Source organism: Streptomyces sp. NPDC058671 (assembly GCF_042716475.1).
In the GTDB taxonomy this organism is placed as follows: domain Bacteria; phylum Actinomycetota; class Actinomycetes; order Streptomycetales; family Streptomycetaceae; genus Streptomyces.
Genome location: NZ_JBHXSA010000010.1, coordinates 1 through 25,084 on the forward strand (window position 1 = coordinate 1; position 25,084 = coordinate 25,084).

Annotated in this window: 15 protein-coding genes; 3 read left to right on the plus strand and 12 right to left on the minus strand. The window is 74.3% G+C overall.

The features are described from left to right. Window positions 1–68: 68 nt before the first annotated feature. The 7 genes from nudC to ACFWV2_RS14655 all read right to left on the minus strand — a co-directional run bounded on the left by nudC (window position 69) and on the right by ACFWV2_RS14655 (window position 12,038). Window positions 69–1,025 (minus strand): NAD(+) diphosphatase, encoded by a 957-nt coding sequence (gene nudC / locus ACFWV2_RS14625; RefSeq protein WP_384405582.1) that lies wholly within the window; start codon window positions 1,023–1,025, stop codon window positions 69–71. Window positions 1,026–1,069: 44 nt separating this feature from the next. After that, entirely contained in the window at window positions 1,070–2,488 is a 1,419-nt protein-coding gene (locus ACFWV2_RS14630; RefSeq protein WP_384405345.1) for a dipeptidase, read from the minus strand. Window positions 2,489–2,498: 10 nt separating this feature from the next. Further along, complete coding sequence (locus ACFWV2_RS14635) at window positions 2,499–5,903, minus strand: UvrD-helicase domain-containing protein (RefSeq protein ID WP_384405346.1); 3,405 nt, start codon at window positions 5,901–5,903, stop codon at window positions 2,499–2,501. A 120-nt stretch (window positions 5,904–6,023) separates the two neighbouring features. Beyond that, on the minus strand, window positions 6,024–6,866 hold the full coding sequence (locus ACFWV2_RS14640; protein WP_384405347.1) for a hypothetical protein: 843 nt from the start codon (window positions 6,864–6,866) through the stop codon (window positions 6,024–6,026). 83 nt (window positions 6,867–6,949) lie between these two features. Continuing rightward, complete coding sequence (locus tag ACFWV2_RS14645) at window positions 6,950–7,714, minus strand: hypothetical protein (protein WP_384405348.1); 765 nt, start codon at window positions 7,712–7,714, stop codon at window positions 6,950–6,952. A 161-nt stretch (window positions 7,715–7,875) separates the two neighbouring features. Beyond that, window positions 7,876–11,451 carry an ATP-dependent helicase gene (locus ACFWV2_RS14650; RefSeq protein WP_384405349.1) on the minus strand — a complete coding sequence of 1,192 codons (3,576 nt, stop codon included), beginning with the start codon at window positions 11,449–11,451 and terminating at the stop codon, window positions 7,876–7,878. Between the two features lie 221 nt (window positions 11,452–11,672). Continuing rightward, window positions 11,673–12,038, minus strand: coding sequence for an MGMT family protein (locus tag ACFWV2_RS14655; protein ID WP_360785959.1), 366 nt, complete (start codon window positions 12,036–12,038; stop codon window positions 11,673–11,675). Window positions 12,039–12,161: 123 nt separating this feature from the next. Between ACFWV2_RS14655 and ACFWV2_RS14660 the strand changes: the two genes are divergently transcribed. The 3 genes from ACFWV2_RS14660 (at window position 12,162) to ACFWV2_RS14670 (ending at window position 18,114) form a co-directional block, all read left to right on the plus strand. Further along, complete coding sequence (locus ACFWV2_RS14660; protein ID WP_384405350.1) at window positions 12,162–14,813, plus strand: lysylphosphatidylglycerol synthase domain-containing protein; 2,652 nt, start codon at window positions 12,162–12,164, stop codon at window positions 14,811–14,813. Between the two features lie 82 nt (window positions 14,814–14,895). Next, window positions 14,896–16,470 (plus strand): alpha/beta hydrolase, encoded by a 1,575-nt coding sequence (locus ACFWV2_RS14665; RefSeq protein ID WP_384405351.1) that lies wholly within the window; start codon window positions 14,896–14,898, stop codon window positions 16,468–16,470. A gap of 81 nt (window positions 16,471–16,551) precedes the next feature. Next, window positions 16,552–18,114, plus strand: coding sequence for an alpha/beta hydrolase (locus tag ACFWV2_RS14670; RefSeq protein WP_384405352.1), 1,563 nt, complete (start codon window positions 16,552–16,554; stop codon window positions 18,112–18,114). A gap of 58 nt (window positions 18,115–18,172) precedes the next feature. On the opposite strand, the gene moeZ is transcribed toward ACFWV2_RS14670, so the two are convergent. The 5 genes from moeZ to ACFWV2_RS14695 form a co-directional block, all read right to left on the minus strand. After that, entirely contained in the window at window positions 18,173–19,351 is a 1,179-nt protein-coding gene (gene moeZ, locus ACFWV2_RS14675; protein ID WP_384405353.1) for an adenylyltransferase/sulfurtransferase MoeZ, read from the minus strand. Between the two features lie 63 nt (window positions 19,352–19,414). Then, window positions 19,415–20,161 (minus strand): spherulation-specific family 4 protein, encoded by a 747-nt coding sequence (locus tag ACFWV2_RS14680; RefSeq protein ID WP_384405354.1) that lies wholly within the window; start codon window positions 20,159–20,161, stop codon window positions 19,415–19,417. Then, window positions 20,149–21,120, minus strand: a complete 972-nt coding sequence (locus ACFWV2_RS14685; protein WP_384405355.1) for an NAD-dependent epimerase/dehydratase family protein — start codon at window positions 21,118–21,120, stop codon at window positions 20,149–20,151. The genes ACFWV2_RS14680 and ACFWV2_RS14685 overlap by 13 nt, the downstream gene beginning before the upstream one ends. Before the next feature lie 127 nt (window positions 21,121–21,247). Next, complete coding sequence (locus ACFWV2_RS14690; RefSeq protein ID WP_384405356.1) at window positions 21,248–23,218, minus strand: hypothetical protein; 1,971 nt, start codon at window positions 23,216–23,218, stop codon at window positions 21,248–21,250. Window positions 23,219–23,231: 13 nt separating this feature from the next. Then, the gene (locus ACFWV2_RS14695; RefSeq protein WP_384405357.1) at window positions 23,232–24,923 is read right to left on the minus strand and encodes a glycosyltransferase; all 1,692 of its coding nucleotides are present in this window, start codon (window positions 24,921–24,923) and stop codon (window positions 23,232–23,234) included. Window positions 24,924–25,084: the final 161 nt, after the last annotated feature.

Here is a 25,084-nt window from a genome sequence, read left to right on the forward strand (position 1 = left end):
AACCCCCCCCCGTTTCACGACCGCCCCCCCCGTCCGGTCGGGGCTCTCGTCATACGGCGGAGGGCGGGTCAGACCACGCCGCCCGGCCTCGGGAGCGGCTTGCCGTACCAGCGCTCGATCAGGCGGGACGCGATCGAGATGCCGTACGGGGGCAGCACCTCGCCGGACTCGAAGGCGGCGGCCAGGTCGTCGCGGGAGAACCAGCGGGCCTCGTGGATCTCCTCCCCGTCCACGGTGATCTCCGAGGAGGTCGCGCGGGCGAAGAAGCCCAGCATGAGGCTGGACGGGAACGGCCAGGGCTGGCTGGCGATGTACTCGACCTCGCCGACCGTGACGCCGGCCTCCTCGAAGACCTCACGGGCGACCGACTGCTCGATGGACTCGCCGGGCTCCACGAAACCCGCGAGGGTCGAGAAGCGGCCCTCCGGCCAGTGGACCTGGCGGCCCAGGAGCGCCCGGTCCTCCTCGTCCGTGACCAGCATGATCACCGCGGGGTCGGTGCGCGGGTAGTGCTCGGCGCCGCAGGCCTGGCAGCGGCGGATGTGTCCGGCCGCCGCGATGACCGTGCGGTCGCCGCAGCGCGAGCAGAAGCGGTGGAGCCGCTGCCAGTTCTCCAGGGCCACGGCGTGCACCATGAGGCCCGCGTCCCGGTCGGAGAGCAGCAGCCCGGCCTCGCGCAGGCCCGCCGGGCGGGCGGACTGGTCCATGCGGCCCGGCAGGGAGTCCTTCTGGAGCGCGAAGTACGAGACGCCCTCGGCGTCCGTGCCCAGGAAGTAGCGGTGGGTCTCGGTGACCGGGGCCTCGAACGCCGGCGTCATCACGAGTTCGGTGGTGCCGTCGGGCAGGTCGTCGATCAGCACCTGGCCGCCCGAGACCACGAAGACCCGCGTGGTGGGGTGGCTCCAGGCCGCCGCCAGCCACGCCTCGTCGAGGCGGTGGTGAGCGGCGCGGTCGATGCCGCTCGGGGCGGTGAGCGAGATCGGGCGGTCCGCCGGCGCGTTCTTCACGGCCGGCGCGTTCTTCAGGGTGCTCACAGGTGCTTCCAACTCCCCCGGATCGGTGTGTGGGTTCAGCGCGCGGCGGCGTGGAGGGCGGCGGGCAGGTCGCTCCACAGATGGGCGGTCGTCTCGACGCCCTTCATGAGGAGGTCGAGTTCGATCTTCTCGTCGGGGGCGTGCCAGCCGTCGGACGGGACGGAGATGCCGAGGAACAGGACGGGTGCGTCCAGGACGTCCTGGAGGTCGGCGGCCGGTCCCGAGCCGCCCTCGCGGGTGTAGCGGACCTTGGCGCCGTCGAAGGCCCGGCTCATGGCCCCGGCGACCGCCTGGAGAGCGGGGTGGTCGAGCGGGGTGAGGCAGGGGCGGGTCGGGGCGCCGAAGACGATCTCGTACCGGATCCCGGCGGGGACGAGGCCCGCCAGCCAGTCTCGTACCGCGAGCTCGATCTTGTCCGGGTCCTGCCCGGCGACCAGCCGGAACGACAGCTTGAGCTGGGCGGAGGCGGGGACGATCGTCTTGCCGCCGGGGCCCTGGTAGCCGCCGCCGATGCCGTTGACCTCGGCGGTGGGGCGGGCCCAGACCCGCTCCAGGGTGGAGAAGCCCGCCTCGCCCGCGGTGCCGTGCGACTTCGCCGTGCGCAGCCAGGCGGCCTCGTCGAAGGGCAGCTCGGCGACGAGGGCGCGCTCGGCGTCGGTGAGTTCGGTCACCCCGTCGTAGAAGCCGGGGATCGCCACCCGCTCCCGCTCGTCGTGGAGGGCGGCGACGATCCGGCCGGCGACGGTCGCCGGGTTCGGGACGGCGCCGCCGAAGGAACCGGAGTGGATGTCCTGGTCGGGGCCGTACAGCTGGATCTCACAGTCGGCGACCCCGCGCATGCCCGTGCACACGGTGGGCGTGGTCTCGGACCACATGCCGGTGTCGGAGACGATCACCGCGTCGGCGGCGAGCCGCTGGGCGTGGGTCTCGACGAGCGTGCGGAAGTGCGGGGAGCCGGACTCCTCCTCGCCCTCGACGATCAGCTTGAGGTGCACGGCGGGCGCCGTGCGGCCGGTGGCGGCGAGGTGGGCCCGGACGCCGAGGGTGTGGAAGAACACCTGGCCCTTGTCGTCGGCGGCCCCGCGCGCGTACATCCGGCCGTCGACGACGGTCGGCATGAAGGGGTCCGTGCGCCAGCCGTCCTCGCGGGCCGCGGGCTGCACGTCGTGGTGGCCGTAGACCAGGACCGTCGGGGCGTCGGGGTCGTCGGAGGGCCACTCGGCGAAGACGGCGGGGGCGCCTGGGGTCTCCCAGACCTCGACGGTGGTGAAACCCGTCGCGGTGAGTTTGGCGGCGAGCCACTCGGCACTGCGCCGTACGTCCCCCGCCCGCTCCGGCTGCGCCGACACGGAGGGGATGCGCAGCCACTCGGCGAGGTCGCCGAGGAAGGCGGCACGGTGCTGCTCGATGTACGTGCGTACGGCGTGGACGGCGCTGTCCGGGGTCTCGCTCATGTCCCCGAGCCTATCCGGCGCCCGGGGGTGCCTCTCCCAGCAGGAGGGTCTCGAGCTCGGCCCGGCCGGGCAGGCGGGCGGGGCGGGCGACCTCCCCCGTACGGACGTAGACGAAGGCCGCGGCGACGTCCTCGGGCGGGAGGCCGTGCTGCTCGGCCCAGGCGAGCCGGTAGATCGCGAGCTGGAGGGGATCGGCGGTCCGCGCCCGGCTGGTCTTCCAGTCCACGATCTCGTACGCGCCGGAGTCCGGGTCCCGGTAGACGGCGTCGATCCGGCCCCGGACGACCCGGCCCGCGAGCGAGAGATGCACGGGGACCTCGACGCGGTACGGGGCGCGGTGGGCGTACGGGGTGCGGGCGAAGGCCTCCTTGAGTTCGTCGAGGTCCCGCTCGTCGAGGATCTCGGGTTCCCCGGCGAAGTCCTCGCCGCCGGGCAGCTCCTCCGGGCCGAGGAACGGCAGCGGCAGCTCCTCGAAACGGGACTCCACCCACGCGTGGAACCGGGTGCCGCGGCGTGCGGCCGGCTGCGGCGCCTTGGGCATGGGCCGGGCCAGCTCCTGGGCGAAGCCGTCGGGGTCGGCGGCGAGGCGGAGGACCTGGGAGGCGGAGAGGTACGCGGGGAGCAGGACGTCGCGGGTGGTGGCGCGGGCGCGGCGGAGTTCGGTGGTGAGGGCGGTGAGGTCGCGGTCCCAGGAGGCGAGGGTCTTCTCGTCCTCGGGGGTGAGGTCGGGGTACGGATCCGGGGGCGGGGCCGCGGGCTCCCGGGGCGCGGGGACCGCGTCCGCGTGGGTGTCCTCGGGGAGGTCCTCCTCGTCCCAGACGGGTTCGTCCTCGTCGGGCCAGGGGTCCTGGGGGTGCGGGTCCTGCGGAGCGGGCTCCGTACTCTCGTGCCCCCCGGTTGCGTCCTGCGGGGTGATCGCCCACAACCGGTGGCGTACGAGATCGGCCGCTTCACGGCGGCGCCTGAACGCGTCCTCGTCCAGCGGCAGTGGCCATGCCCGGTCCCTGTCCGATTCCTCCAGGGTCGGGTTCTGGGCGTCCTTCTCCGGTTCTTCCGCCCAGACCTCGATGTCGCCGTGGCCGGCCGCGCAGTGGTCGTGGAGGGACTGGAGGAAGTCCGAGGGGCCCCGGGGCTTCTTCTGGGAGGGGCCCCACCAGTGGGCGGAGCCGAGCAGGAGGGAGCGGGGGCGGGTGAAGGTGACGTAGCCGAGGCGGAGTTCCTCGGTGTGCTGGTGGTCCCGCATCTCGTTCTTGAAGGCCGTGAGGGCCTTGGCGTTCCAGGTGTCGATCCGTGGCAGGGTCGCCGCGTCGCCGCGCAGGTCGTGCGGGAGCACCTGGGGCTGGGAGGTCCATGACTCGCGGGCGCGGGCGCTGGGGAACTGGCCCGCGACCAATCCGGGGACGGCGACGACGTCCCACTCCAGGCCCTTGGACTTGTGGGCGGTGAGGACCTTGACGGTGTTCTCGCCGCCGGGGAGGGCGTTGTCGAGGCCCTTCTCGAACTGGACGGCCGTGCGCAGGAAGCCGAGGAACGCGAGCAGGCTGGCCTCGCCGTCGAGGGAGGCGAAGCCGGCGGCGATGTCGAGGAAGTGGCCGAGGGTCTCGCGGCGGCGGGCGGCGAGCGCGTGCGGGGAGGCGGACAGTTCGACTTCGAGGCCGGTCGCGGTGAGCACCCGGTGCAGCACGTCCATGAGGGGGTCGGCGAGGGAGGTGCGCAGGGCGCGCAGTTCGGCGGCGAGGCGCGCGAAGCGGATTCGGGCGTCGGCGGAGAACGCGAGGCCGTCGTCGGCGGCGCCCCCGGAGTCGAGGAAGGTGTCGAGGGCGTCGGCGAGGGAGACGACCTCCGCCGGGTCGACCCCCTCGACGGCGGCGGCGAGCCGCTGCTCGGGGTCCGTCTCCCCGCCGCCCCGGTGGACGAGGAGGCGGGCCCTGCGTCCGAGGAGGGCGAGGTCGCGGGGGCCGATCCGCCAGCGGGGGCCGGTGAGGAGGCGGACGAGGGAGGCGTTGGCCCCGGGGTCCTGGAGGACCTCGCAGACGGCGACGAGGTCGGCGATCTCCGGCAGGTGGAGGAGGCCGGAGAGGCCGACGACCTCGACGGGCACGTCTCGGGCGACGAGGCCGGCGTGGATGGCGGGGAAGTCGGTGGCGGTACGGCACAGGACGGCGATCTCGCCGGGTTCGCGGCCGGTGCGGACGAGGTGGGCGAGGGAGTCGGCGAGCCAGTCGATCTCCTCGGCGTGGGTGGGGAGGAGGGCGATGCGGACGCTGCCGTCCTGCTCGGCGCCCGGTGCGGGGCGCAGCGCCTCCACGCCCGCGTGCATGGCGCGCAGGGGGGTGGCGAGCCCGTTGGCGAGGTCGAGGAGCCGGCCGCCGCTGCGCCGGTTCTCGGAGAGCGCGTAGCGGCTGGCGGGGGTGCCGTCCCGGTGCGGGAAGTGCTCGGGGAAGTCGTCCAGGTTGGCGACGGAGGCCCCGCGCCAGCCGTAGATGGCCTGGCAGGGGTCGCCGACGGCGGTCACCGCGTGTCCGGTGGCCCGCTCGCCCGTGCCCTGGCCGAAGAGGCCGGAGAGCAGGAGCCGCTGGGCGACGGACGTGTCCTGGTACTCGTCGAGGAGGACGACCCGGAACTCCTGGCGGAGGATCTCGCCGACCTCGGGCCGGGTGGTGGCCAGTTCGGCGGAGCGGGCGATCTGGTCGCCGAAGTCGAGCAGGTCGCGGGAGCGTTTGGCGGCGCGGTAGCGGACGACGAGGCCGAGGAGTTCACGGCGGGCGGCGGCGGCCTCGGGGATCTTGCGGAGCTCGGCGTTGCTGAGCTTGGCGTCGGCGAGGGCGGTGAGCAGCTCGGAGTCGTACGTCTGGAGCTGTTCGGGCCGTACGAGGTGTTCGGCGAGCTCGGCGTCGAGGGCGAGCAGGTCGGTGATGAGGGTCGGGAAGGACCGGGTGAGGGCCGGGTACGGGCCGGGGGCCTCGCGCAGGACGCGCGCGGCGAGCTGGTAGCGGGTGGCGTCGGCGAGGAGCCGCGAGGTGGGTTCGAGGCCGATGCGGAGGCCGTGGTCGGTGAGGAGCTGCCCGGCGAACGCGTGGTAGGTCGAGATGCGGGGCTCGCCCGGCGGGTTGTCCGGGTCGATGACGTCGGGGTCGGTGACTCCGGCGCGGACGAGGGCGGTGCGGACGCGCTCGGCGAGTTCTCCGGCGGCCTTGTTGGTGAAGGTGAGACCGAGGACCTGCTCGGGGGCCACCTGGCCCGTGCCGACCAGCCAGACCACGCGGGCGGCCATCACCGTCGTCTTGCCGGAGCCGGCTCCGGCCACGACGACCTGCGGGGCGAGCGGCGCGGTGATGCAGGCCGTCTGCTCCGGGGTGAACGGGATGCCGAGGAGCTCCTTGAGCTGCTCGGGATCGGTGAGGGGTGCGGTCACCTCAAAGAGGCTAACGCGGACCACCGACAGTGCGGCCCGGTTCCCGCGGTGGCTCACCTCACGCGGTCCGTGGCTCCCGCGCGGGCTCGGTCTCCGGCGTCGGGCGCGGTTCGGCTCGCCTCAGGCGGGCCCGCTCCGGTTCAGCTTGGAGAGGTCCACCGTCTCGTCGGCGGGCGGGACGACCACGTCGACGGGCTTGTCGTAGTCGGAGAGCGTGATCGAGCCGGGTCGGTCGCCGCCCGTCCTGACCATCTTGAGGAGGTACGGCCTGCCCTGCTGGGAGACGGAGACGGTGGCGGTCTCCCCGCCGGCCTTCTCCCCGCCGTCCTTCTGCTTCACCAGGGTCGCGACGGGGGTGCCGTCGACCTCGGTGTCCGGGCCCCTGGTCAGTCCGCTGGGCTTCTCCTTGTCCTTGTCCTTGCCGAGGTCGGAGAGGAGGTCGTCGAGGTCGCAGACACCGCCGAGGTCGCTGCTGCCGGGCTGCCCCGGGGCGATCTTCAGCCAGCGGCCCTTGAGCAGTTCGATCGTGGTGTCGATCTGTGCCTCGGTCATGCCCTGGGAGGTCATCGAGGCGCGCCAGAAGGCCTCGTCGCCCTTCATGTACGTGATCCGGTCGGTCTTGCGGAGTTCGGCGGTGCCGCCCTTGATCGTCATCCGGCCGGTGCACTCGTCCTGGTCGTTGACGGCGAAGTCGATGTCGAGCGGCTGCCCGTCCGTGACGATCCGGCCGGCCATGCGGAGCGAGGTCGCGGCGCGGGTCGCGGTGACGGACCGTTCGGCGATCTCGTCGGGGGTGAGCTCCGCGAACGGATCGGGGGACGGTGACGGGGCCACGGACACCGCGGCGTCGGCCGCGGTGCCGACTGTCGCCGCCCAGGCCGCCGCCGGCGCGGGACCCGCGACGACGACGGCCGCGCAGACGACGGTCGCGGCGCGGAGCTTTCGGTGGGAGTGGGACGTCATGCGAGCCTCCTCGCGGATTCCCGAGGCTCCCACCAGAGTCGCTCCGCGCGCGCGTGACCGCTACTTCTGGCGCGGGTCCCGCGTCAGGAAGCGCCCTTCATGAGCTGCTCCATGTCGACGATCTCGTCGGCCGGCGGGGCCGTGGTGGTGACCGGCTTGTCGAAGTCGCTCAGGGTGGTCGTGCCGGGCTCCTCGCCGCCGGTCTCCACGAAGCGCAGGATGTACGGCTTGGCCGCGTCCTTGGCCACGTAGAGGGTGATGGTTCCGCCCTTCTCGCCCTTCGTGGTCAGGGTGGCGGCGGACTTGCCGTCGACATCGGCGTCGGCGCCGCGGGTCATGCCCTTGCGCGGCGCCTCCTCGTCCATGTCCTTGACGACGGTCTTGAGGTCGCAGAATGCGGAGGGGTCGTCCGCGCCGGCCTCATCGGGGATCTTCAGCCAGCGGCCCTTGAGCATCGTGACCATGGCACCGGACTCGTCCGCCGAGGCGCCGTCCTCGCCGCCGCTGGAGCGCCAGAAGGCGTCGTCGCCCTTCATGTAGCTGGCGCCGCCGGCACCGACGACCTCGGCCTTGCCGCCCTTGGGGGCCTGCATCGTGCCCTTGCAGTTGCCCTTGTCGTCAACGGAGAAGTCGATCGTCAGCTCTTCACCGTCGGACTTGCCGGTGCCGCTCATACGGAGCGCGGTGGCCGCCTTCGTCGTCTCGACGGCCTTGTCCGCGATGGCGTCCGCGGTGAGGCCCGTGAAGGGGTCGGCGGGCTTGTCGTCGCCCTTGGAACAGCCGGTGACACCGGCGACCACGGCCACGCAGACCGTCGCCACTGCCCAGAGCTTCCTGTTGGCCCTCATGCGCGTACTCCCTCAGCGTCTTTCACAGCTTGTCTTCACGCCGCCCTTATGAGGGCGACGCCGAGAGAGTGACCGCGCAGGGCGTGCAAAGGATGTACGAACAGGAACGTGACGCTCCCCATAAGACGAAGGACGAGGGCGGCACGGGGCGGCCGAAGAGGTCAGTCGACGACCTGGCGGCCCTCCGGCCGGGCGCTGCACGAGGCCCGGAAGGAGCAGGTCGCGCAGTGCTGCCCGGTGGTGGGCGTGAAGCGTTCGTCGAGGACCCGGCCCGCCGCGTTGGCGAGCAGGTCACCGACCCATTCCCCGGCGAGCGGTTCCTGCGCCTGGACCTTCGGGAGGGCGTCGCCGCCCTCCTTCTGCGGGGCGCTCTGCCGCAGCTGTACGAGTTCGGCGCCGCCCGGCTCCGGTCGGCGGCCGTCGAAGACCTCGTCGAGAGCTCCCTCCCTGACGGCGAGCTGGTAGACGGCGAGCTGCGGGTGGTGGGCGACCTCGTCGCGGGTGGGCGCCGACTTGCCGGTCTTGAAGTCGACGACGTACGCGCGGCCGTGCTCGTCGGTCTCGACGCGGTCCATGGAGCCGCGGATGCGGACCTCGTACTCCCCCGCCTCCAGGGTCACGTCGAAGGCGTGTTCGGAGGCGGCGGGGGTACGGCCGCCCCGGTCCATGACGTGCCAGCTGAGGAACCGTTCCAGGGCCACGCGCGCGTGCTGCTTCTCCTGGGCCGACTTCCAGGGGGCGTCGAAGGCGAGGGCGTCCCAGACGGAGTCCAGGCGGGCCATGAGGACGTCGAGGTCGGCGGGCGTGCGGCCGGAGGCGACCTCGTCGGCGAGGACGTGGACGACGTTGCCGAAGCCCTGGGAGGCGGTGGCGGGAGCGGCGGCCTTGACCTCGCGGCCCAGGAACCACTGGAGGGAGCAGGTGGTGACCAGGTTTTCCAGGGAGCTCGGCGAGAGGGCCACGGGCCGGTCGCGCTCGCGCAGCGGGACGGTGCTCCGCGTCGGCTCGAACAGGCCCCACCAGCGGTCCGGGTGCGCGGCCGGGACCAGTGGCTGTCCGTCCTCGTCGGTGAGCGCGGCGAGCCGGGCCAGGCGGTGGGCGGCCGCGTCGCGGAGCGCGGGGGAGGCGTCCGGGTCGACGGTGGTGGCGCGCAGCTCGGCGACGAGGGCGGAGACGGCGAGGGGGCGGCGGGGGCGGCCGGGCACGTCCTTCGGCTCGGCGCCGAACTCGGTGAGGAAACGGGAGGGCTGGTCGCCGTCCTCGGCTGCGGCCTTCACCGCGGTGACGACGAGCCGGTCACGCGCGCGCGTGGCGGCCACGTAGAAGAGCCGGCGTTCCTCGGCGAGGAGGGCGCCGGGGGTGAGGGGCTCGGCGAGTCCGTCGCGGCCGATGCGGTCGGCTTCGAGGAGGGAGCCGCGCCGGCGCAGGTCGGGCCAGAGGCCCTCCTGGACGCCGGCGACGACGACGAGGCTCCATTCGAGGCCCTTGGAGCGGTGGGCGGTCATCAGACGGACGGCGTCGGGGCGGGTGTGACGGCGGGTGAGGGTGTCGGCGGCGATGTCCTGGGCGTCGAGTTCTTCGAGGAAGTTGAGGACACCGCGGCCGCCGACCCGTTCCTCGGCGCGGGCGGCGGTCTCGAAGAGGGCGCAGACGGCGTCGAGGTCGCGGTCGGCGTTGCGGCCGGCGGGGCCGCCGCGGAGTGCGGCGCGCTCCAGGCGGCCGGGCCAGGGGGTGCCGTTCCAGAGCACCCAGAGTGCCTCCTCCGCGGTGCCGCCGGCGTCGAGCAGCGCCCGGGTCTCGCCCAGCAGGTCGCCGAGGCGCTTCACGCCCCGCGCGTACGCCGGATCGTGGGCGACGAGGCGCTCGGGCTGGGCGAGGGCGCGGGCGAGGAGGACGTCGGAGGGCGGCGGGACCCGGTTGCCCGCGGCGCGCTCCTCGTCACGGAGGGCCCGGCCGAGACGGCGGAGGTCGGCGGGGTCCACCCCTGCGAGGGGCGAGGCGAGCAGTTCGAGCGCGGTCTCGACGGGGAGCCATCCGGCGGAAGCGGGAGCGGGCCCGGGGCCCGACACCGGCTCGGGCCCGTGGCCCAGCTCCGGCTCAGACCCGGGGCCCGGCCCCGGCCCGAGCTCGGACTCGGACTCGGACTCGGACTCGGGGCTCGGCTCGGGGCCGGGCTTCGGCGCGGGTTCGGGCTCCGGCGCGGTCGCCGCCTCGGGCCCGGAACTCAGCTCAGGCTCCAGCTCGGGCCCGGACCCCAGGGGCGGCTCCGGCTCCGGCTCAGGCCCGGGGCCCGGCCCCGGCCCGAGCGCGGACTCGGACTCGGGGCTCCGCTCGGGACGGAACTCGGGCCCCGTCCCCGCCCCCGACACCGCTCTGAGCGCGAGGAGCAGCGGTGCCACCGCCGGTTCGTGGCGCAGCGGGGTGTCCGCCGCGTCCGTCTCCACCGGGACGCCCGCCGAGGTGAGCGCGCGGCGGAGGGAGGGGAGGGAGGCCGCGGCGCGGGTGAGGACGGCCATGTCCTGCCAGGGGACGCCGTCCTCCAGGTGGGCGCGGCGCAGCAGGTCGGCGATGTTCTCGGCCTCCGCCGACGCCGTCGGGTACGTGTACGCCTCCGCTCCGCCCCCTTCCCGTACGGCCGTGAGGTCGCGGTGGGCGCGGACCTCGTCGGCCGGGAGCCGGGGCATCGGCATGCGCTGGGCGAGCAGCCGGGTCGCGTCGAGGAGGCGGGCTCCGGAGCGGCGCCCGGTGCGCAGGACGCGGACGTCCGCGCCGCCGAAGGTGGCGGGGAAGTCGAGGATGCCGTTCACGTCGGCGCCCCGGAAGGCGTAGATCGACTGGTCCGGGTCGCCGAAGGCGACGACCGTGCGGCGTCCGCCACCCGCGAGCGCGTGCAGGAGCCGGACCTGTGCCGGGTCGGTGTCCTGGTACTCGTCGACGTACACCGTGTCGTACGCGGGCAGGCTGACGTTCCCGGCGAGCAGTACGGCCCGGTGGACCAGTTCCGTGTAGTCGAGGACGCCCTGGAGGTCGAGGACGTCGAGGTACTCGGCGAGGAAACCGGCCGCCGCCTTCCAGTCCGGGCGGCCGACGCGCTCGGCGAAGCGGGCGAGCGCGTCCGGTCCGAGGCCCAGTTCGCGGGAGCGCGCGAGGACGGCCCGTACCTCGTCGGCGAAGCCCCGGGTGGTGAGGCAGGCGCGGAGTTCGTCGGGCCAGCTGATGCTGCCGAGGCCGCTCTTCCCCAGGTCGATGTGGCCGGCGAGGAGTTCCCGTACGGCGAGGTCCTGCTCGGGTCCGGAGAGCAGCCGCAGCGGTTCGGCGAAGAGTTCGGCGTCCTGGTGGGCGCGGATCAGGGCGTAGCAGTACGAGTGGAAGGTGGTGGCCTGCGGCGGGCGGCGGCCGCCGAGCCGGGCGGCCATGCGGTCGCGGAGTTCGACGGCGGCCTTGCGGCTGAAGGTGAGGACGAGGAGCCGTTCGGGATCGGCGCCCTGCTCCATCCGGGCGGCGACGGCCTCGACGAGGGTCGTGGTCTTGCCGGTGCCGGGTCCGGCGAGGACGAGAAGCGGTCCGCCGGTGTGGTCAACCACTTCCCGCTGGGTTGCGTCCAGCTGAGGGGGATCCAGCGGGGCCGGCGTGGTACGCACCAGTCGGTACGCGCCCGGGGTCCGCTGCCGTCCCGAACCCGGGTACGGCTGTCCCTGGTGCGACGGCGTACGCCGGGTGGTGGAGGAGGTACTCACGTGGGTCGCCGGTCCTGGTGGGAGTGGTGGTGCGGGTGAGGCGGCCGTCCGCCGCGGCCGGCCGCCGTGTGCGTCGGCCCGACGCCTCGGGAGACGCGAACGTCGACGTTACGCGAAACGGGCCGTCGCCGAGCCGTACTCCGCGCCCCGGTCCGTATAGCGCGGCCCCCGCCGGACGCCGGGCGCGCCCCGGCCGGCCCGCGCTCCCCGGGTCGGCGGGCTCAGGTGTGAGTTCCGTCCCAGCGGGCCCGCCGCATGTCGATCCTCGGCACGTGCCCCTCGGCCGCCGGGCCCGCGCCGCGCAGCGGGGTGCCCTCCTCGCGGTAGTGGCCGAGGGCCCTCAGCTCGTGGCCGGGCAGCAGCGTGCCGTCGGCGCGGACGACTCGCCACCAGGGTGCGGTCCCGCCGTACAGGGCCATCACCCGGCCCACCTGACGCGGCCCGCCCTCGCCCAGCCATTCGGCGACGTCGCCGTAGGTCATCACCCGGCCGGGCGGGATCCCGTCGGCGACGTCGAGCACCCGCTCCGCGTACTCGGGCAGTTCTCCGGTGTCCCCCACAGGTACCTCCATACTCATCCGCCCCATCGTGCCTCACCCCACCGACATGGCCCCGATGCCTCCGCGCGGCGGCTCTTCGTGCCACCATCGTGCGGGCGGTGACTGGTGATACGAGATCAAGAACGACACGACGCGCATGCAGAGACGGACATGGTGATGGGGCAGGACACTCATCCTCCGGAGGAGGGCAGGGCCGACCTGCCCGAGCGGGTCTCCGGCGACGAGCCGCTGCTCGCCGCCCGCGTCCACCGGCCCTCCGACCTGATGCGGCTGCTCTCCGGTCTCCTCGCCATCGGGCTCGTCATCGCCGTCGCCGCGGTCGCCCACGCCACGACCTCGGGCCTCGAGAAGGACATCAACGCGGGTGCCGGTGGCGCCCCGGACGTCTTCGTCAAGATCGCCGGTCTCGTCTCCTCCATCGCCGTCCTGCTCGTCCCCGTCGCCTTCGCCATCGAGCGGCTGATCAAACGCGACGGACTGCGCATCGCGGACGGCGTCCTCGCGGCCGTCCTCGCCCACGGCGTCACCCTCGCCACCGACCTCTGGGTCGCCCAGGCCGCGCCCGGCACGATCCAGGACGCGCTGACCCAGCCGCAGTCCGGCGGCGGGCTCACCGACCCGGTGCACAACTACCTGGCGCCGGTGATCGCCTACATGACCGCCGTCGGCATGGCCCGCAGGCCGCGCTGGCGGGTGTCGCTCTGGGTGGTGCTGCTGCTCGACGCGTTCACCATGCTGGTGGCCGGCTACACCACGGCGCTTTCCATCATCCTGACCGTCCTGATCGGCTGGACGGTGGCGTACGGCACGCTGTACGCGGTCGGCTCCCCCAACGTCCGGCCCACCGGGCAGACGCTCCTCGCCGGTCTGCGCCGGGTCGGCTTCCGCCCGGTCACGGCGCTCCGCGCCGAAGGCGTGCCCGACTCGGCGGACAGCGCGGACCGGGGCCGCCGCTACCTCGTGAACCTGGAGGACGGACCGCCGCTCGACGTCACCGTCGTCGACCGGGAGCAGCAGGCGCACGGCTTCTTCTACCGGGCGTGGCGGCGGCTCACCCTGCGGACGATCACCACCCGCCGCTCGATCGTGTCGCTGCGGCAGGCCCTGGAGCAGGAGGCGCTCCTCGCGTACGCGGCCATCGCCGCAGGGGCGAACGCGCCGAAGCTGATCGCCACCTCGGAACTCGGCCCGGACGCCGTGATGCTCGTGTACGAGCACATCGGCGGCCGCAGTCTGGACTCCCTCGACGACCACGAGATCACCGACGAGCTGGTCCGCAGCGCCTTCCGGCAGGTGCGGGCGCTCCAGTCGCGCCGGATCGCGCACCGCAGGCTCACGGGTGACGCGATCCTGGTGGATCGTTCCGGCAGGGTGATCCTCACCGATCTGCGCGGTGGCGAGATCGCCGCCGGGGATCTGGTGCTGCGGATGGACATCGCCCAGCTGCTCACCACCCTCGGTCTGCGGGTGGGAGCCGAGCGGGCCGTCGCCGCGGCCGTGCAGGTGCTCGGCCCCGACACCGTCGCCGACTGTCTGCCGCTGCTCCAGCCCATCGCGCTGAGCCGCTCCACGCGCGCGACGCTGCGGCGACAGGCCCGGGAGCGGTCGGCCCGGGAGCGGGAGGCCGTGCTCGCCGCGTCGGAGGCGGCCAAGCGCGAGCGGGAGCTGGCCAAGGCCCAGGCGGCGGAGGCCACGGCCGGTCCGACGACCGTGCGCGCCGAGACCAAGGCGGAGAAGAAGGCCGACAAGAAGGCCGACAAGCGGGCCCTCGACACGGCGCTCGACGAGGCCCGTGAGGAGGACCTGCTGGCCCAGATCCGACAGCAGGTGCTGCTGATCCGCCCGCAGGCCCCGGTGGAGCCGGTCCGGCTGGAGCGGATCAAGCCGCGGACCCTGATCAGCCTGATCGCCGGCGCGGTCGCCGCGTACTTCCTGCTCTCGCAGGTCGCCCGTACGCCGCTGTCGACGATCAGCCAGGCGGACTGGCGGTGGGTGGCGGCCGCGGTGCTGTTCTCCGCGCTCAGCTATGTGGCGGCGGCGATGAGCCTGCTGGGCTTCGTGCCCGAGCGGGTCGGGTTCTGGCGGACGGTGGTGGCGCAGGTCGCCGGATCGTTCGTGAAGATCCTCGCCCCCGCGGCGGTCGGCGGCGTCGCCCTGAACACCCGGTTCCTCCAGCGCGCGGGGGTACGGCCGGGGCTCGCGGTGGCGAGCGTCGGCGCCTCGCAGCTCTTCGGGCTCGGGGCGCACATCCTGCTCCTGCTCTCCTTCGGTTATCTGACGGGGACGGAGAAGTCGCAGTCCTTCACTCCGTCGCGGACGGTCATCGCCGGTCTTCTGACGGTCGCGGTGCTCGTCCTGGTGGTGACGGCCATCCCGTTCATGCGGAAGTTCGTGTCGACCCGGCTGCGGTCGCTCTTCGCGGGCGTGGTGCCGCGCATGCTGGACGTGCTCCAGCGCCCGATGAAGCTGCTCACCGGCATCGGCGGGATGCTGCTGCTCACCGGCTCGTTCGTGCTCTGCCTCGACGCCTCGATCCGGGCCTTCGGCCACGGCCACCAGTCGATCAGCTACGCGAGCGTGGCGGTCGTCTTCCTCGCGGGCAACGCCATCGGCTCGGCGGCGCCGACACCGGGCGGTGTCGTCGCGGTCGAGGGCGCGCTGACGCTCGGTCTGCTCGCGGTGGGCCTTCCCATCGAGGTCGCGACCCCGGCGGTCCTGCTGTACCGCCTGCTGACGCTGTGGATCCCGGTGCTGCCGGGCTGGCTCTGCTTCAACTGGCTGACGAGGCGCGAAGCGCTGTAAGCGGCCCGTCACGGCGGCACACCGCCACCCGCTTGGCCCTCCGTCCCGCGCGGGGGCCGGGGCGGCGGCACACGATGGTTCCATGCCGACCTCCGCCGCGCAGCGCGCCGCTCTGCTGATCGCCACCACCGTGCTGCTCGCCGCCGGGTGCTCGGGCGGGGGAGACACCTCGGCGGACGGGACGAGGCCGAGCGGCTCGGCCGGGTTCGCCGCGCTGACGGGGCAGAACCTGGCCTGGGCGCCGTGCCCGGCGCCTTCCGCCGCCGAGGGCGGCGGGGAGGCGCCCGCCCCACTCCCGGGCGGCACCGCCTGGGAGTGCTCCTTCCTCCAGACGCCGCTCGACTGGTCGGTGCCGGAGGGCGAGACCATCGAGCTCGCGCTCATCCGGGCCCGTGCCCGTGACAAGGACCGGCGGATCGGTTCGCTCGTCTTCAACTTCGGCGGGCCCGGCGGCTCCGGCATCGCCGCCCTTCCCGGCTTCGCCGAGAAGTACGAGACCCTGCGCGGCCGCTACGACCTGGTCTCCTTCGACCCGCGCGGGGTGGGTCGCAGCGACCCCGTCGAGTGCGCGACCGACAAGGAGCTCGACGCCTACTACGCGCTGGACTTCACGCCCGACGACCAGGCCGAGGAGCGGACGCTATCGGACGCGCAGAAGAAGTACGCGGCCGGCTGCGAGAAGGACGCCGGCCGGGCCCTGCCGCACGTCGGCACCGAGAACGCCGCCCGGGACCTGGACCTGGTGCGCCAGGTCCTCGGGGACGACAAGCTGCACTACTTCGGCATCTCGTACGGAACGGAACTCGGCGGTGTCTACGCCCATCTGTTTCCGGACAACGTGGGCCGGGCCGTCTTCGACGCCGTCGTCGACCCGGACGCCGGCGTCGAGGACGGCGCGCTCGGCCAGGCGAAGGGGTTCCAGCTGGCCCTCGACAACTTCGCCCGGGACTGTGTGGACCGGGGCGACGAGTGCGCCCTGCCCGGCACGAGCGTCGCCCAGATCGAGTCGTTCGTCACGGACCTCCTGGCGGCGCTCGACAAGGACCCGATCCCGGGCATCGGCGACCGCGAGCTCACCCAGACGCAGGCCACCAACGGCATCGCGCAGGCCCTGTACTCCAAGGAGTTCTGGACGTATCTGGAGCAGGGGCTCGAAGCGGCCGACGGCGGCGACGGGGCTCTGCTCCTGTCGTTCTCCGACTCGATGAACGGGCGCGGCCAGAACGGCTCCTACAGCAACATCCAGGCCGCCAACGCCGCCATCAACTGCGTGGACTTCAAGGAGCGCTACACCCTCGGCCAGGCGAAGGAGCGGCTCGGCGAGTTCCGTGAGGCCTCCCCGGTCTTCGGCGACTACATGGGCTGGGCCCTCTCCAGCTGCTCGCAGTGGCCGGTGGCCGGGACCTGGGACCACCCGGACGTGTCCGCGCCCGGTTCGGCGCCGATCCTGGTGGTCGGCAACACCGGCGACCCGGCCACGCCGTACGCGGGCGCCCGGTCGATGGTGCAGGCGCTGGGCCAGGGCGTCGGCGTGGAGCTGACGTACGAGGGCGAGGGCCACGGCGCCTACAACAGCGGCAACGCGTGTGTGAAGAGGGCGGTCGACGCGTACCTCCTGGACGGCAAGGTCCCGTCCTCGGGGACGGTCTGCACGTAGCCGCCCCGGGCTCCGCCCCGCCGCCGCCCGGACACCCGCCCCGCCTAGGATGGCCGCCTTGCCGGGATCCTGGGGGAACGCATGTCCATACGTGTACGCATGACGGTGCTGGCGGTGGCCGGGGCACTGATCGCCGGCTGCACGGGCACGGAGGACGCCGCACCCGGCCCCTCCTCGGCCCCGCCGAGTGCCGGAGACGCCAAGCCCTCGGCCCCCTCCTCCTCCGCCTCCGCGAAGGCCTTCCCCCCGCTCCCCGGCCCCCTCACCGGACAACGTCCCGCCTGGAAGCGGTGCCCGGCGCCCGAGGGCGGACAGCGGCCCGGCACGCAGTGGCGGTGCGCGACGGTGACGGTGCCGGTGGACTACGCGAAGCCCGACGGCGCCACCCTCCCGATCGCCCTCATCCGCAAGGAGGCGACCGACGAGCGGGACCGCGTCGGCTCCCTCCTCTTCAACTTCGGCGGCCCCGGCGCCTCCGGGGTCGCGATGCTGCCGCAGCTGGAGGAGGAGTACCGGTCGCTCGGCGAGCGCTACGACCTGGTCGGCTTCGACCCGCGGGGCGTGGGCCGCAGCGCCGGCGTCGTCTGCCGGACCGACGCCGAACAGGCCGCAGCCGAGGCCTCCGTCGACCTCACCCCGGACTCGGCGGCGGAGGAAGCCGCGTACCTGAAGGACAGCGCCGACTTCGGCGCCGGGTGCGCCCGCCGCTCCGCCCCCCTCCTCCCCCACACCACGACCAGCGCCACCGCCCGCGACCTGGACCTGATCCGGCAGGTCCTCGGGGACGACAGGCTCCACTACTTCGGCATCTCGTACGGGACCCAGCTCGGCGGCACGTACGCCCACCTCTTCCCGGGGAACGTGGGCAGGCTCGTCCTGGACGCGGTCGTCGACCCGACCGCCGACGCCGTCGGGCACGCCCGGCACCAGACGATCGGCTTCCAGCGGGCCCTGGACAGCTACCTGAGGAGCACCGGCCAGGACCCGAAGACCGGGACCGAACGCATCTCGCGGCTGCTGCGGAAGCTCGACCGGGCCCCGCTGACGGTCGGCGAGCGGCGGCTCACCGAGGGCCTGGCGCTCACGGGCATCGCGGTCACGCTGTACGGGCAGGCCAACTGGCCCTTGCTGACGGAGGCCCTGGCCGAGGCGGAGCAGGGGCGCGGCGGCGCTCTGCTCCGGCTCGCCGACTACTACAACGACCGGGACGAGAAGGGCCGTTACTCCACGCAGTCGCACTCCCAGCGGGCCATCTCCTGCGCCGACTCCAGCGAACGCCGGACGGCCGCGCAGGCGAAGGCGCTTATCCCCGAATTCCGTCGGCTCTCCCCCGTGTTCGGCGCGTTCCTCGCCTGGGACACGGCCGGGTGGTGCGCGGACTGGCCGGTGAAGGGCGAGCGGGTCACCCCGGAGGCGAGTGCCCCCGGCGCCGCCCCCGTGCTCGTCGTCGGGACGACGGGCGACCCGGCCACCCCGTACGAGGGCGCGGAGAGGATGGCGGAGGAACTCGGGGCCGGGGTCGGCGTCCTGGTCACCAACAAGGGTGAGGGGCACGGCGCCTACGGCACCTCGCCGTGTGTGACGCGGACGGTCGACGCGTACCTCCTGGACGGGAAGGTCCCGGCGTACGGCACGACCTGCTGAGCCCACGGCACAGGGCCCGGACCTCGCGACGAGGTCCGGGCCCTGTGCCGTGCGTCGTCTAGTAGATCGGCTTCTCGGGCTCGATCTGATGGACCCAGCCGATCACGCCGCCGCCGACGTGGACCGCGTCCGCGAAGCCCGCGGACTTGAGCACCGCGAGGACTTCCGCACTGCGGACACCCGTCTTGCAGTGCAGGACGATCCGCTTGTCCTGCGGGAGGTCCTGGAGGGCCGTGCCCATCAGGAACTCGTTCTTCGGGATCAGGCGCGCGCCCGGGATCGAGACGATCTCGTACTCGTTCGGCTCGCGGACGTCGATGATGTCGATGCTCTCGCCCTCGTCGATCCACTCCTTGAGCTGCTTCGGAGTGATCGTGGAGCCGAGCGCCGCCTCCTGCGCCTCCTCGGACACGACGCCGCAGAAGGCCTCGTAGTCGATGAGCTCGGTGACGGTCGGGTTGTCGCCGCAGACCGCGCAGCCCGGGTCCTTGCGGACCTTGACCTGGCGGTACTGCATCTCCAGGGCGTCGTAGATCATCAGTCGGCCGACCAGCGGGTCGCCCACCCCGGCGAGCACCTTGATGGCCTCGGTGACCTGGATGGAGCCGATGGACGCGCACAGCACGCCCAGGACGCCGCCCTCGGCGCAGGAGGGGACCATGCCCGGCGGCGGGGGCTCCGGGTAGAGGCAGCGGTAGCAGGGGCCGTACTCGGACCAGAAGACCGACGCCTGGCCGTCGAAGCGGTAGATCGAGCCCCACACGTACGGCTTGTTCAGCAGCACGCAGGCGTCGTTGACCAGGTAGCGGGTGGCGAAGTTGTCCGTGCCGTCGACGATCAGGTCGTACTGGCCGAAGATCTCCATCACGTTCTCGGCTTCGAGCCGTTCCTCGTGAAGGACGACGTTCACGTACGGGTTGATGCCGAGCACGCTGTCGCGCGCCGAGACCGCCTTGGAGCGGCCGATGTCGGCCTGGCTGTGGATGATCTGGCGCTGGAGGTTCGACTCGTCGACCTCGTCGAACTCCACGATGCCGAGCGTGCCCACGCCGGCGGCGGCCAGGTACATCAGCGCCGGCGAGCCGAGGCCACCGGCGCCGACACACAGCACCTTGGCGTTCTTCAGCCGCTTCTGCCCGTCCATCCCGACGTCCGGGATGATCAGGTGGCGGGAGTACCTGCGGACCTCGTCTACGGTGAGCTCGGCAGCCGGCTCGACCAGGGGTGGCAGCGACACGGGGACTCCGGTTGTCGGTATGTCAGTACGGTTGTTCTCCCCGTAACACTGCCACGCCCCTTCTCATTCCGAGACACCCGGTCCGATACGCGAGACGATTTCGTCCCAGTAGCCGGGCAGCGAGTGGAATGCGGCGGTCTGTCCCGGCGCCGCCGTCCGGTCGGTGAAGAAGATCGTCCCGGCCCCCTGCCAGCGGGCGATCCGCAGCGCCTCGTCGAGGTGGGTGCGCGGGACCCCGTGCACGAGGTGGACGAACTTCGTCTCCGTGTACGCGGCCGTCCACTCGGCCACCTGCGACCAGCGGTAGTCCACCCAGGCGCCGGAGAAGGTCACCAGCTGGTCGGCGGTCTCGGCGTACCCCGGATGGGGATGGGTGCCGTGACCGAGGACGAGGTGGGCCTCGCCGCCGAGGACCGCCTCCAGGGTCGCGGTGACCCGCCGCACCCCGGCCAGGTCCGCCCGGTCCGCGGGGCAGCGGTCCAGGTAGTAGCCGTCCACCTTGTACCAGTCGAGGAATCGGTGGGCGTCGGAGACCAGCTCCCCGAACGGCCGGGAGCCGTAGGCCGCGTCCAGGTGCCCGAGGACCCTCACCCCGGCGTTGCGGAGCCTCCCCGCCGCCTCCAGGCAGTGCGGGTCGGGGCGGCTGCCCGGCCCCTCCGCCACGTTGAGCACCGCCCAGTGCAGCGGGGTGCCCGGTCGGGTCAGCTCGCCCCACTCGACCGGGGCGAGCAGCGGGTGGGCGTAGCCGGGAACGCCCACCCCGAGGGCCTGGACCGCCCCCGTCGCCGTGCTCGTCGTCAGATGCGACACGCCGCCTCCATCCAGATGTCGGCGAGGGACTCCTCCAGGTTGATCCGGGGCCGCCAGCCGAGCCGGTCGCGGGCGGTGCGGACGTCGGCCTGCTGCCAGGGGCCGCAGCCGTCGGGGTACGGGTAGGGGGCGGAGGCCAGCTGGTCGGCGATGGTCCCCTCGCTGCGGGGGGCGCCGATCATGGGGCGCTGCGGCATGCCGTGCGGGGCGTCCAGCTCGTGCAGGTTGCCCGCGTAGCCCGCGACCCTGGCCAGGACGGCGGCCGCGTCACGGAGCCGGACGGCACGGCCGGTGGCGATGTTCACGACGCCCTGGGCGGCGGAGAGCGAGGCCGCGTGGACGGCCCGCGCCACGTCCCGTACGTCGACGAAGTCCCGCTGCACCCCGAGGCCGCTGAGCTTGAGCTCCCCGTCCCCGGCCTGCATGGCCCGGCGCATCGCCTCGGCGAGCCGGCCGAGGGGCGAGCCGGCGGGTGTGCCGGGGCCCACGGGCGAGAACACCCGGAGCACGACGGCGTCGAGCCCCGACCCGAGGACGAGTTCGGTCGCCGCCAGCTTCGACACGCCGTACGGGCCACCGGGGCGCGGTACGGCGTCCTCGGCGGTGGAGGCGCCGGGCTGGCTCGGCCCGTACTCCGAGGCGCAGCCGACCTGGACGAGCCGGGCGCCGCAGCCGCTGCGGCGCAGGGCCTCGCAGACGGTGGCGACGGCGACCGTGTTGTGCCGGGTCAGGTCGCGGGCGCCGCCGCGGGTGGCGCCCGCGCAGTTCACGACGACGCCGGGGTGGACGGCGTCGAGGAAACGGGTCAGCGCGCCGGGGCTGCCGGACGCGAGGTCGAAACGCACGTCGGCGTCGTCGCCCCGGCCGAGCGCGGTGAGGTGCACGGCCGGGTCGGCGAGCAGCCGGTCGGCGACGAAGCGCCCGATGAAGCCGTTGGCTCCGAGCAGGAGCACCCTCATCGTGCGCCCCCTACGTGCCGACCGGCCGGTGCTGGGGGTTGCGGGGTCATGGTCTTCGGTCTCCTTGCGGGGTGGTGGAGGTGTCGGGGCACGCCCGCGGCGTCGGCTCCGCGGGTGCGCGGGGTGGTCACGGGGCGCTGTGGGCCGAGGCCCGGGCGAGGGCGCCGGTCGCGTGGGCCAGCAGGCCGAGCGCGGCGGCGCCGCAGACGAGGGTGGGTACGGCCCCGGGGCCCCAGGCGTCGACGACGGCGCGCACCGGTGCGGCGAGCGCGTCGAAGCCGGGGACGGGGACGCGGGCGGCGAGGACGCTCGCGAGGGCGAGGGCCTCCGCCGCGCCGGCGGCGGCGAGGGCGGCCGTGGCCGTCTCGGGGAAGCCGTGGACGGTGAGGAGCCGGGCGAACAGCAGGAGCGCGCCGAGGGCCAGGGCCCCGGAGCTGAACCCGGTGAGCGCGAGCAGGCCGGTGAGGGCGAGGAGCTGGAGGGTCACGGTGCCGAGGAGCAGCGGCCGGACGGCGGCGGCGAAGTCGGCGAGCCCCCGGCTGTCGGCGATCCTGCGGCGCGCCCGGATCGCGAAGAGCCGGGCGCACCAGGCGGCGGGGGCGACGGCGAGGGCGAGGCCGAGGAGTGGGCGGGGTGTCAGGTCCCAGGGGCCGTCGGGGCCGCCGCTGAGCACCTGTGTCAGCAGTCCGTCGCCGCAGACCGCGTACGCGAGGAGCCACAGGGCCCAGAGACCGGCGGCGGGCACGGTGCCGCCGTCGGGGGCGCGGAGGGGGCCGCGCCGGACGGCGAACAGGAGGGCGCCCCCGAGCAGCAGGGCGCCGGTCACGCCGACCGCGAAGCGCGCGGGCCCGTGGGTGACGGCGAGCCCGATGCCGGTGAGGGCGGCGGCGGCCCCGGGGGTGAGAACGGCGAGCACCCACGCGTCCGTGCGGGGCGCCGGCGGTGCGGGGGCCGGGTCGGGCTCCCCGCCGCGGGGCACGCGCGCGTACAGCTCCTCGGCGAGCGAGAAGACGTCCCGGTGCCGGAACCGCGCGGCGGTCCGGTCGGTGAACCCCTGGGCTTCGAGCCCGGCGGCGATCTCCAGCGGATCGACGGCCCGCGCGCACAGCTCCCGGTGCCGGTGCATGAGCACCTTGACGGGATCGGCGTTCCCCCGCCGGGCACGGGGGGCGGCGGCGGGCGCACGACCGGACGCACCGGCCGGGGCGATGCGGTCGGCCGGGGCGGCCGGGGAGGTGCGGTCGGCCGATGCGGTGCGGTCGGCCGGGGCGACCGGGGCGGTCGACGCGCCGGCGGTACGGGGGACGGGGCCGCCCCCATCGTGGGCGGCCGTGCCGGTGGCGGGAGCCTGCGGCACCGCGGGGGCCGGGTCCCAGGCGGACGCCGGGTCCGGCGCGGAGGCGGCGCCGGGAGCGGGAGCGGGGTCCGGGGCGAGGACCGGGACCCATGCGACGACCGGGTCCGGGGCGGAAGCCTGGACCGGCGCGGAAGCCTGGACCGGCGCGGAAGCCGGGTCCGGCGCGGAGGCAAGGCCAGGGGTGGGAACCGGGTCCGGGGCGAAGACCGGACCCGGGGCCTTGGCGGGCGCCGGGGCCTCGGCGGGCGCCGGAACCAGGGCGGAGGCCGGCGTCAGCGCCGAGGCCTGGTCCGGGGCCTCGACAGGAGCCGGGGGCAGCGCGGAGACCTGGACCGGCGCCTGGGAGGGAGCCTGGCCCTGGGCGGGAGCCTGGGCCTGGGCGGGAGCCTGGGCCTGGGCGGGAGCCTGGCCCTGGGCGGGAGCCTGGCCCTGGGCGGGAGCCTGGACCGGGGCGGGAGCCTGGCCCTGGGCGGGAGCCTGGACCGGCGCGGGAGCCCGGTCCGGCCCGTGGACCCGGTCCCGCCCGTAGGCATCGGTCGGCCCGTCGGCCTCGTTCGGTACGGAAGGCCGGGCCGGAGCGGTCGGTGCCCGTGTGGGGGCTATCCCGGGCGGAGGGGGGTCTTCCGGGGCGCGGGCGTCCAGAGTTCCGTCGGGGCGGGGGGTCAGGGCGGGGGCGCCGAGGAGGGCTTCGGAGCGGGCGTCCCAGGCTCCGGGGCTCGTGGGGGCGGCGGAGCCGCGCATGGGGGTGCCTCCTTCAGGCATCGGGGGCTCCTGTCCCGGCGGCCACGGCCTTGTGCGCCCAGCTGCCCGGGACGTGCGCCTCGGCGGGGTGGGCGAAGAGCGCGCCGTCCCCGGGGCGGTGGCGCACCGGCGCGTGGGAGAGGAGCTCCAGGTAGATACCGCGGAACGCGGCGAGGTTCTGCTCGACGGTGAAGAGTTCGAGCGCGCGGGCGCGGGCCGCGGCGCCCAGGCGGTGCCGGCGTTCGGGGTCGCGCAGCAGCGCGAGGCAGGCGTCGGCGAGCGCCCGGGGGTTGCGCGGGGGGACGACGAGGCCCGTGCCGCCGATGATCTCGACGACCGCGCCGACGTCGGTGGAGACGGTGGCCCGTGCGCAGAACATCGCTTCGACGAGTCCGGCGGGGAAGCCCTCGACGACGCTGGACAGGACGACGACCGCGCCGGACGCGTAGGTGTCCTCCAGGGTGGGCGCCTCGGGGCCGCCGAGTTCCTCGAAGGTGACCGGGTTCTCGCCGACGGCGTGCGCCCCGGCGGCCTCGTCGGGGAAGAGCTGGGCGGCGAGCCCCTTGCAGTGGCCGAGGTACGCGTCGGCCTCCGGCTCGCGGACGGGGACGGCGACGATCCTCAGCCGTGCGTCGGGCTGCCGGGCGCGGACCTCCGCGAAGGCGTGCAGCAGGGCGATGAGGTCCTTGGCGGGTTCCACCCGGCCGACCCAGACGAGGGTGGTGGGGTCGCCGCTCGTCTCGTCCTCGCCGACCTCGGCGAACCGGTCGGCCGCCATGCCGGGGTGGACCGTGCGGATCCGGGCCCGGTCGGCGCCGCACCTCTCCTGCCAGCGGCGGGCGTGGGTGTTGCCGGGGGTGAGCAGCGCGGCCTGCCCGTAGACCTCGGCGGCGAGCCGGCCGTGGAGGGCGGCGAGCAGGGTGCGCAGGGGGGCGGAGCGGTCGGTGGCGGCGGAGAGGTAGTGGGAGCGGAGCCGTACTCCGTATTCCGTGACGAGCAGCGGGGCCCCGAAGAAGCGTTTGGCCAGGAGGCCGGGGAGGGCGGTGGTGCCTCCGGCGGCGGCGTGGCAGAGGTCGGCGGCACCGAGCGTGTCGTCCGTGTACCAGTCGAGGGACAGGGGACGCAGGGTGCGGGCGAGGTGCTCGGCGAAGGCGAGGTGGTCGGGGAGTCCCGCGGCGGCCGCGCCACGGCGTGCGCCGGGCGCACGGCAGGCGGATTCGAGGGCGCGGACGGCGTCGTCGGAGCGGAGCGCGCCGGGCAGCCCGCCGCGTTCGCGGGCGAGTGCGGCGAGGGCGTAGAGCCCGGTGGCGAAGGCGCTCTGACCGAGGGACGCGCCCCCGGCGGCGTGCTCCGTCACCCGGGAGCCGCTGGTGGCGTCGTCCTCCGTGCAGAGGCCGACGGCCAGCTGGTGGAAGGCCTCGGTGAAGCGGCGGCGTTCCCGCCGGCCGTAGACGCGGCGCGTGGCCCGGTCGCCGAACGCGGTCCGTTCGAGGAGGGTGACGCCCGTCGGGGCGGCGTCGGTCCCGAGGTCGGCGGCGCGCGCCACCCGCGCGTTCGGGGGGAGCGGGCGCGGGGTACCGGAACCGCCGACGGCGTAGAGGTCGAACCGGTGCTGCCCGAGTCCGCGCACGAGGCGGTCGCACCAGATTCCGGACTCACCGTCGGCGTACGGGTAGCCACCCTCCGCGAGCAGTCCGATCCGCACGAGCTCACCCCCGATCTCCCTTGACGACAGCCACCGTTGGTCCGGTGACCCGCAGCGGGACGAACGTAAGCGGAGACACCGGTGGTGGGGGGGGCGGGGGTGGCGGCGGACGCCCCCACGTGGGGAGCTGTCGATCTAAACTAAACAGCCCGGGGGCAGGA

What these genes read in the sequence shown, in the direction of transcription:
- ACFWV2_RS14655 (WP_360785959.1), bottom strand. Translation starts at nt 12,038, where the DNA reads ATGGGGCGGATGAGTATGGAGGTACCTGTGGGGGACACCGGAGAACTG.
- ACFWV2_RS14690 (WP_384405356.1), bottom strand. Translation starts at nt 23,218, where the DNA reads ATGCGCGGCTCCGCCGCCCCCACGAGCCCCGGAGCCTGGGACGCCCGC.
- ACFWV2_RS14685 (WP_384405355.1), bottom strand. Translation starts at nt 21,120, where the DNA reads ATGAGGGTGCTCCTGCTCGGAGCCAACGGCTTCATCGGGCGCTTCGTC.
- ACFWV2_RS14640 (WP_384405347.1), bottom strand. Translation starts at nt 6,866, where the DNA reads ATGACGTCCCACTCCCACCGAAAGCTCCGCGCCGCGACCGTCGTCTGC.
- ACFWV2_RS14645 (WP_384405348.1), bottom strand. Translation starts at nt 7,714, where the DNA reads ATGAGGGCCAACAGGAAGCTCTGGGCAGTGGCGACGGTCTGCGTGGCC.
- ACFWV2_RS14670 (WP_384405352.1), top strand. Translation starts at nt 16,552, where the DNA reads ATGTCCATACGTGTACGCATGACGGTGCTGGCGGTGGCCGGGGCACTG.
- ACFWV2_RS14660 (WP_384405350.1), top strand. Translation starts at nt 12,162, where the DNA reads ATGGTGATGGGGCAGGACACTCATCCTCCGGAGGAGGGCAGGGCCGAC.
- ACFWV2_RS14665 (WP_384405351.1), top strand. Translation starts at nt 14,896, where the DNA reads ATGCCGACCTCCGCCGCGCAGCGCGCCGCTCTGCTGATCGCCACCACC.
- ACFWV2_RS14630 (WP_384405345.1), bottom strand. Translation starts at nt 2,488, where the DNA reads ATGAGCGAGACCCCGGACAGCGCCGTCCACGCCGTACGCACGTACATC.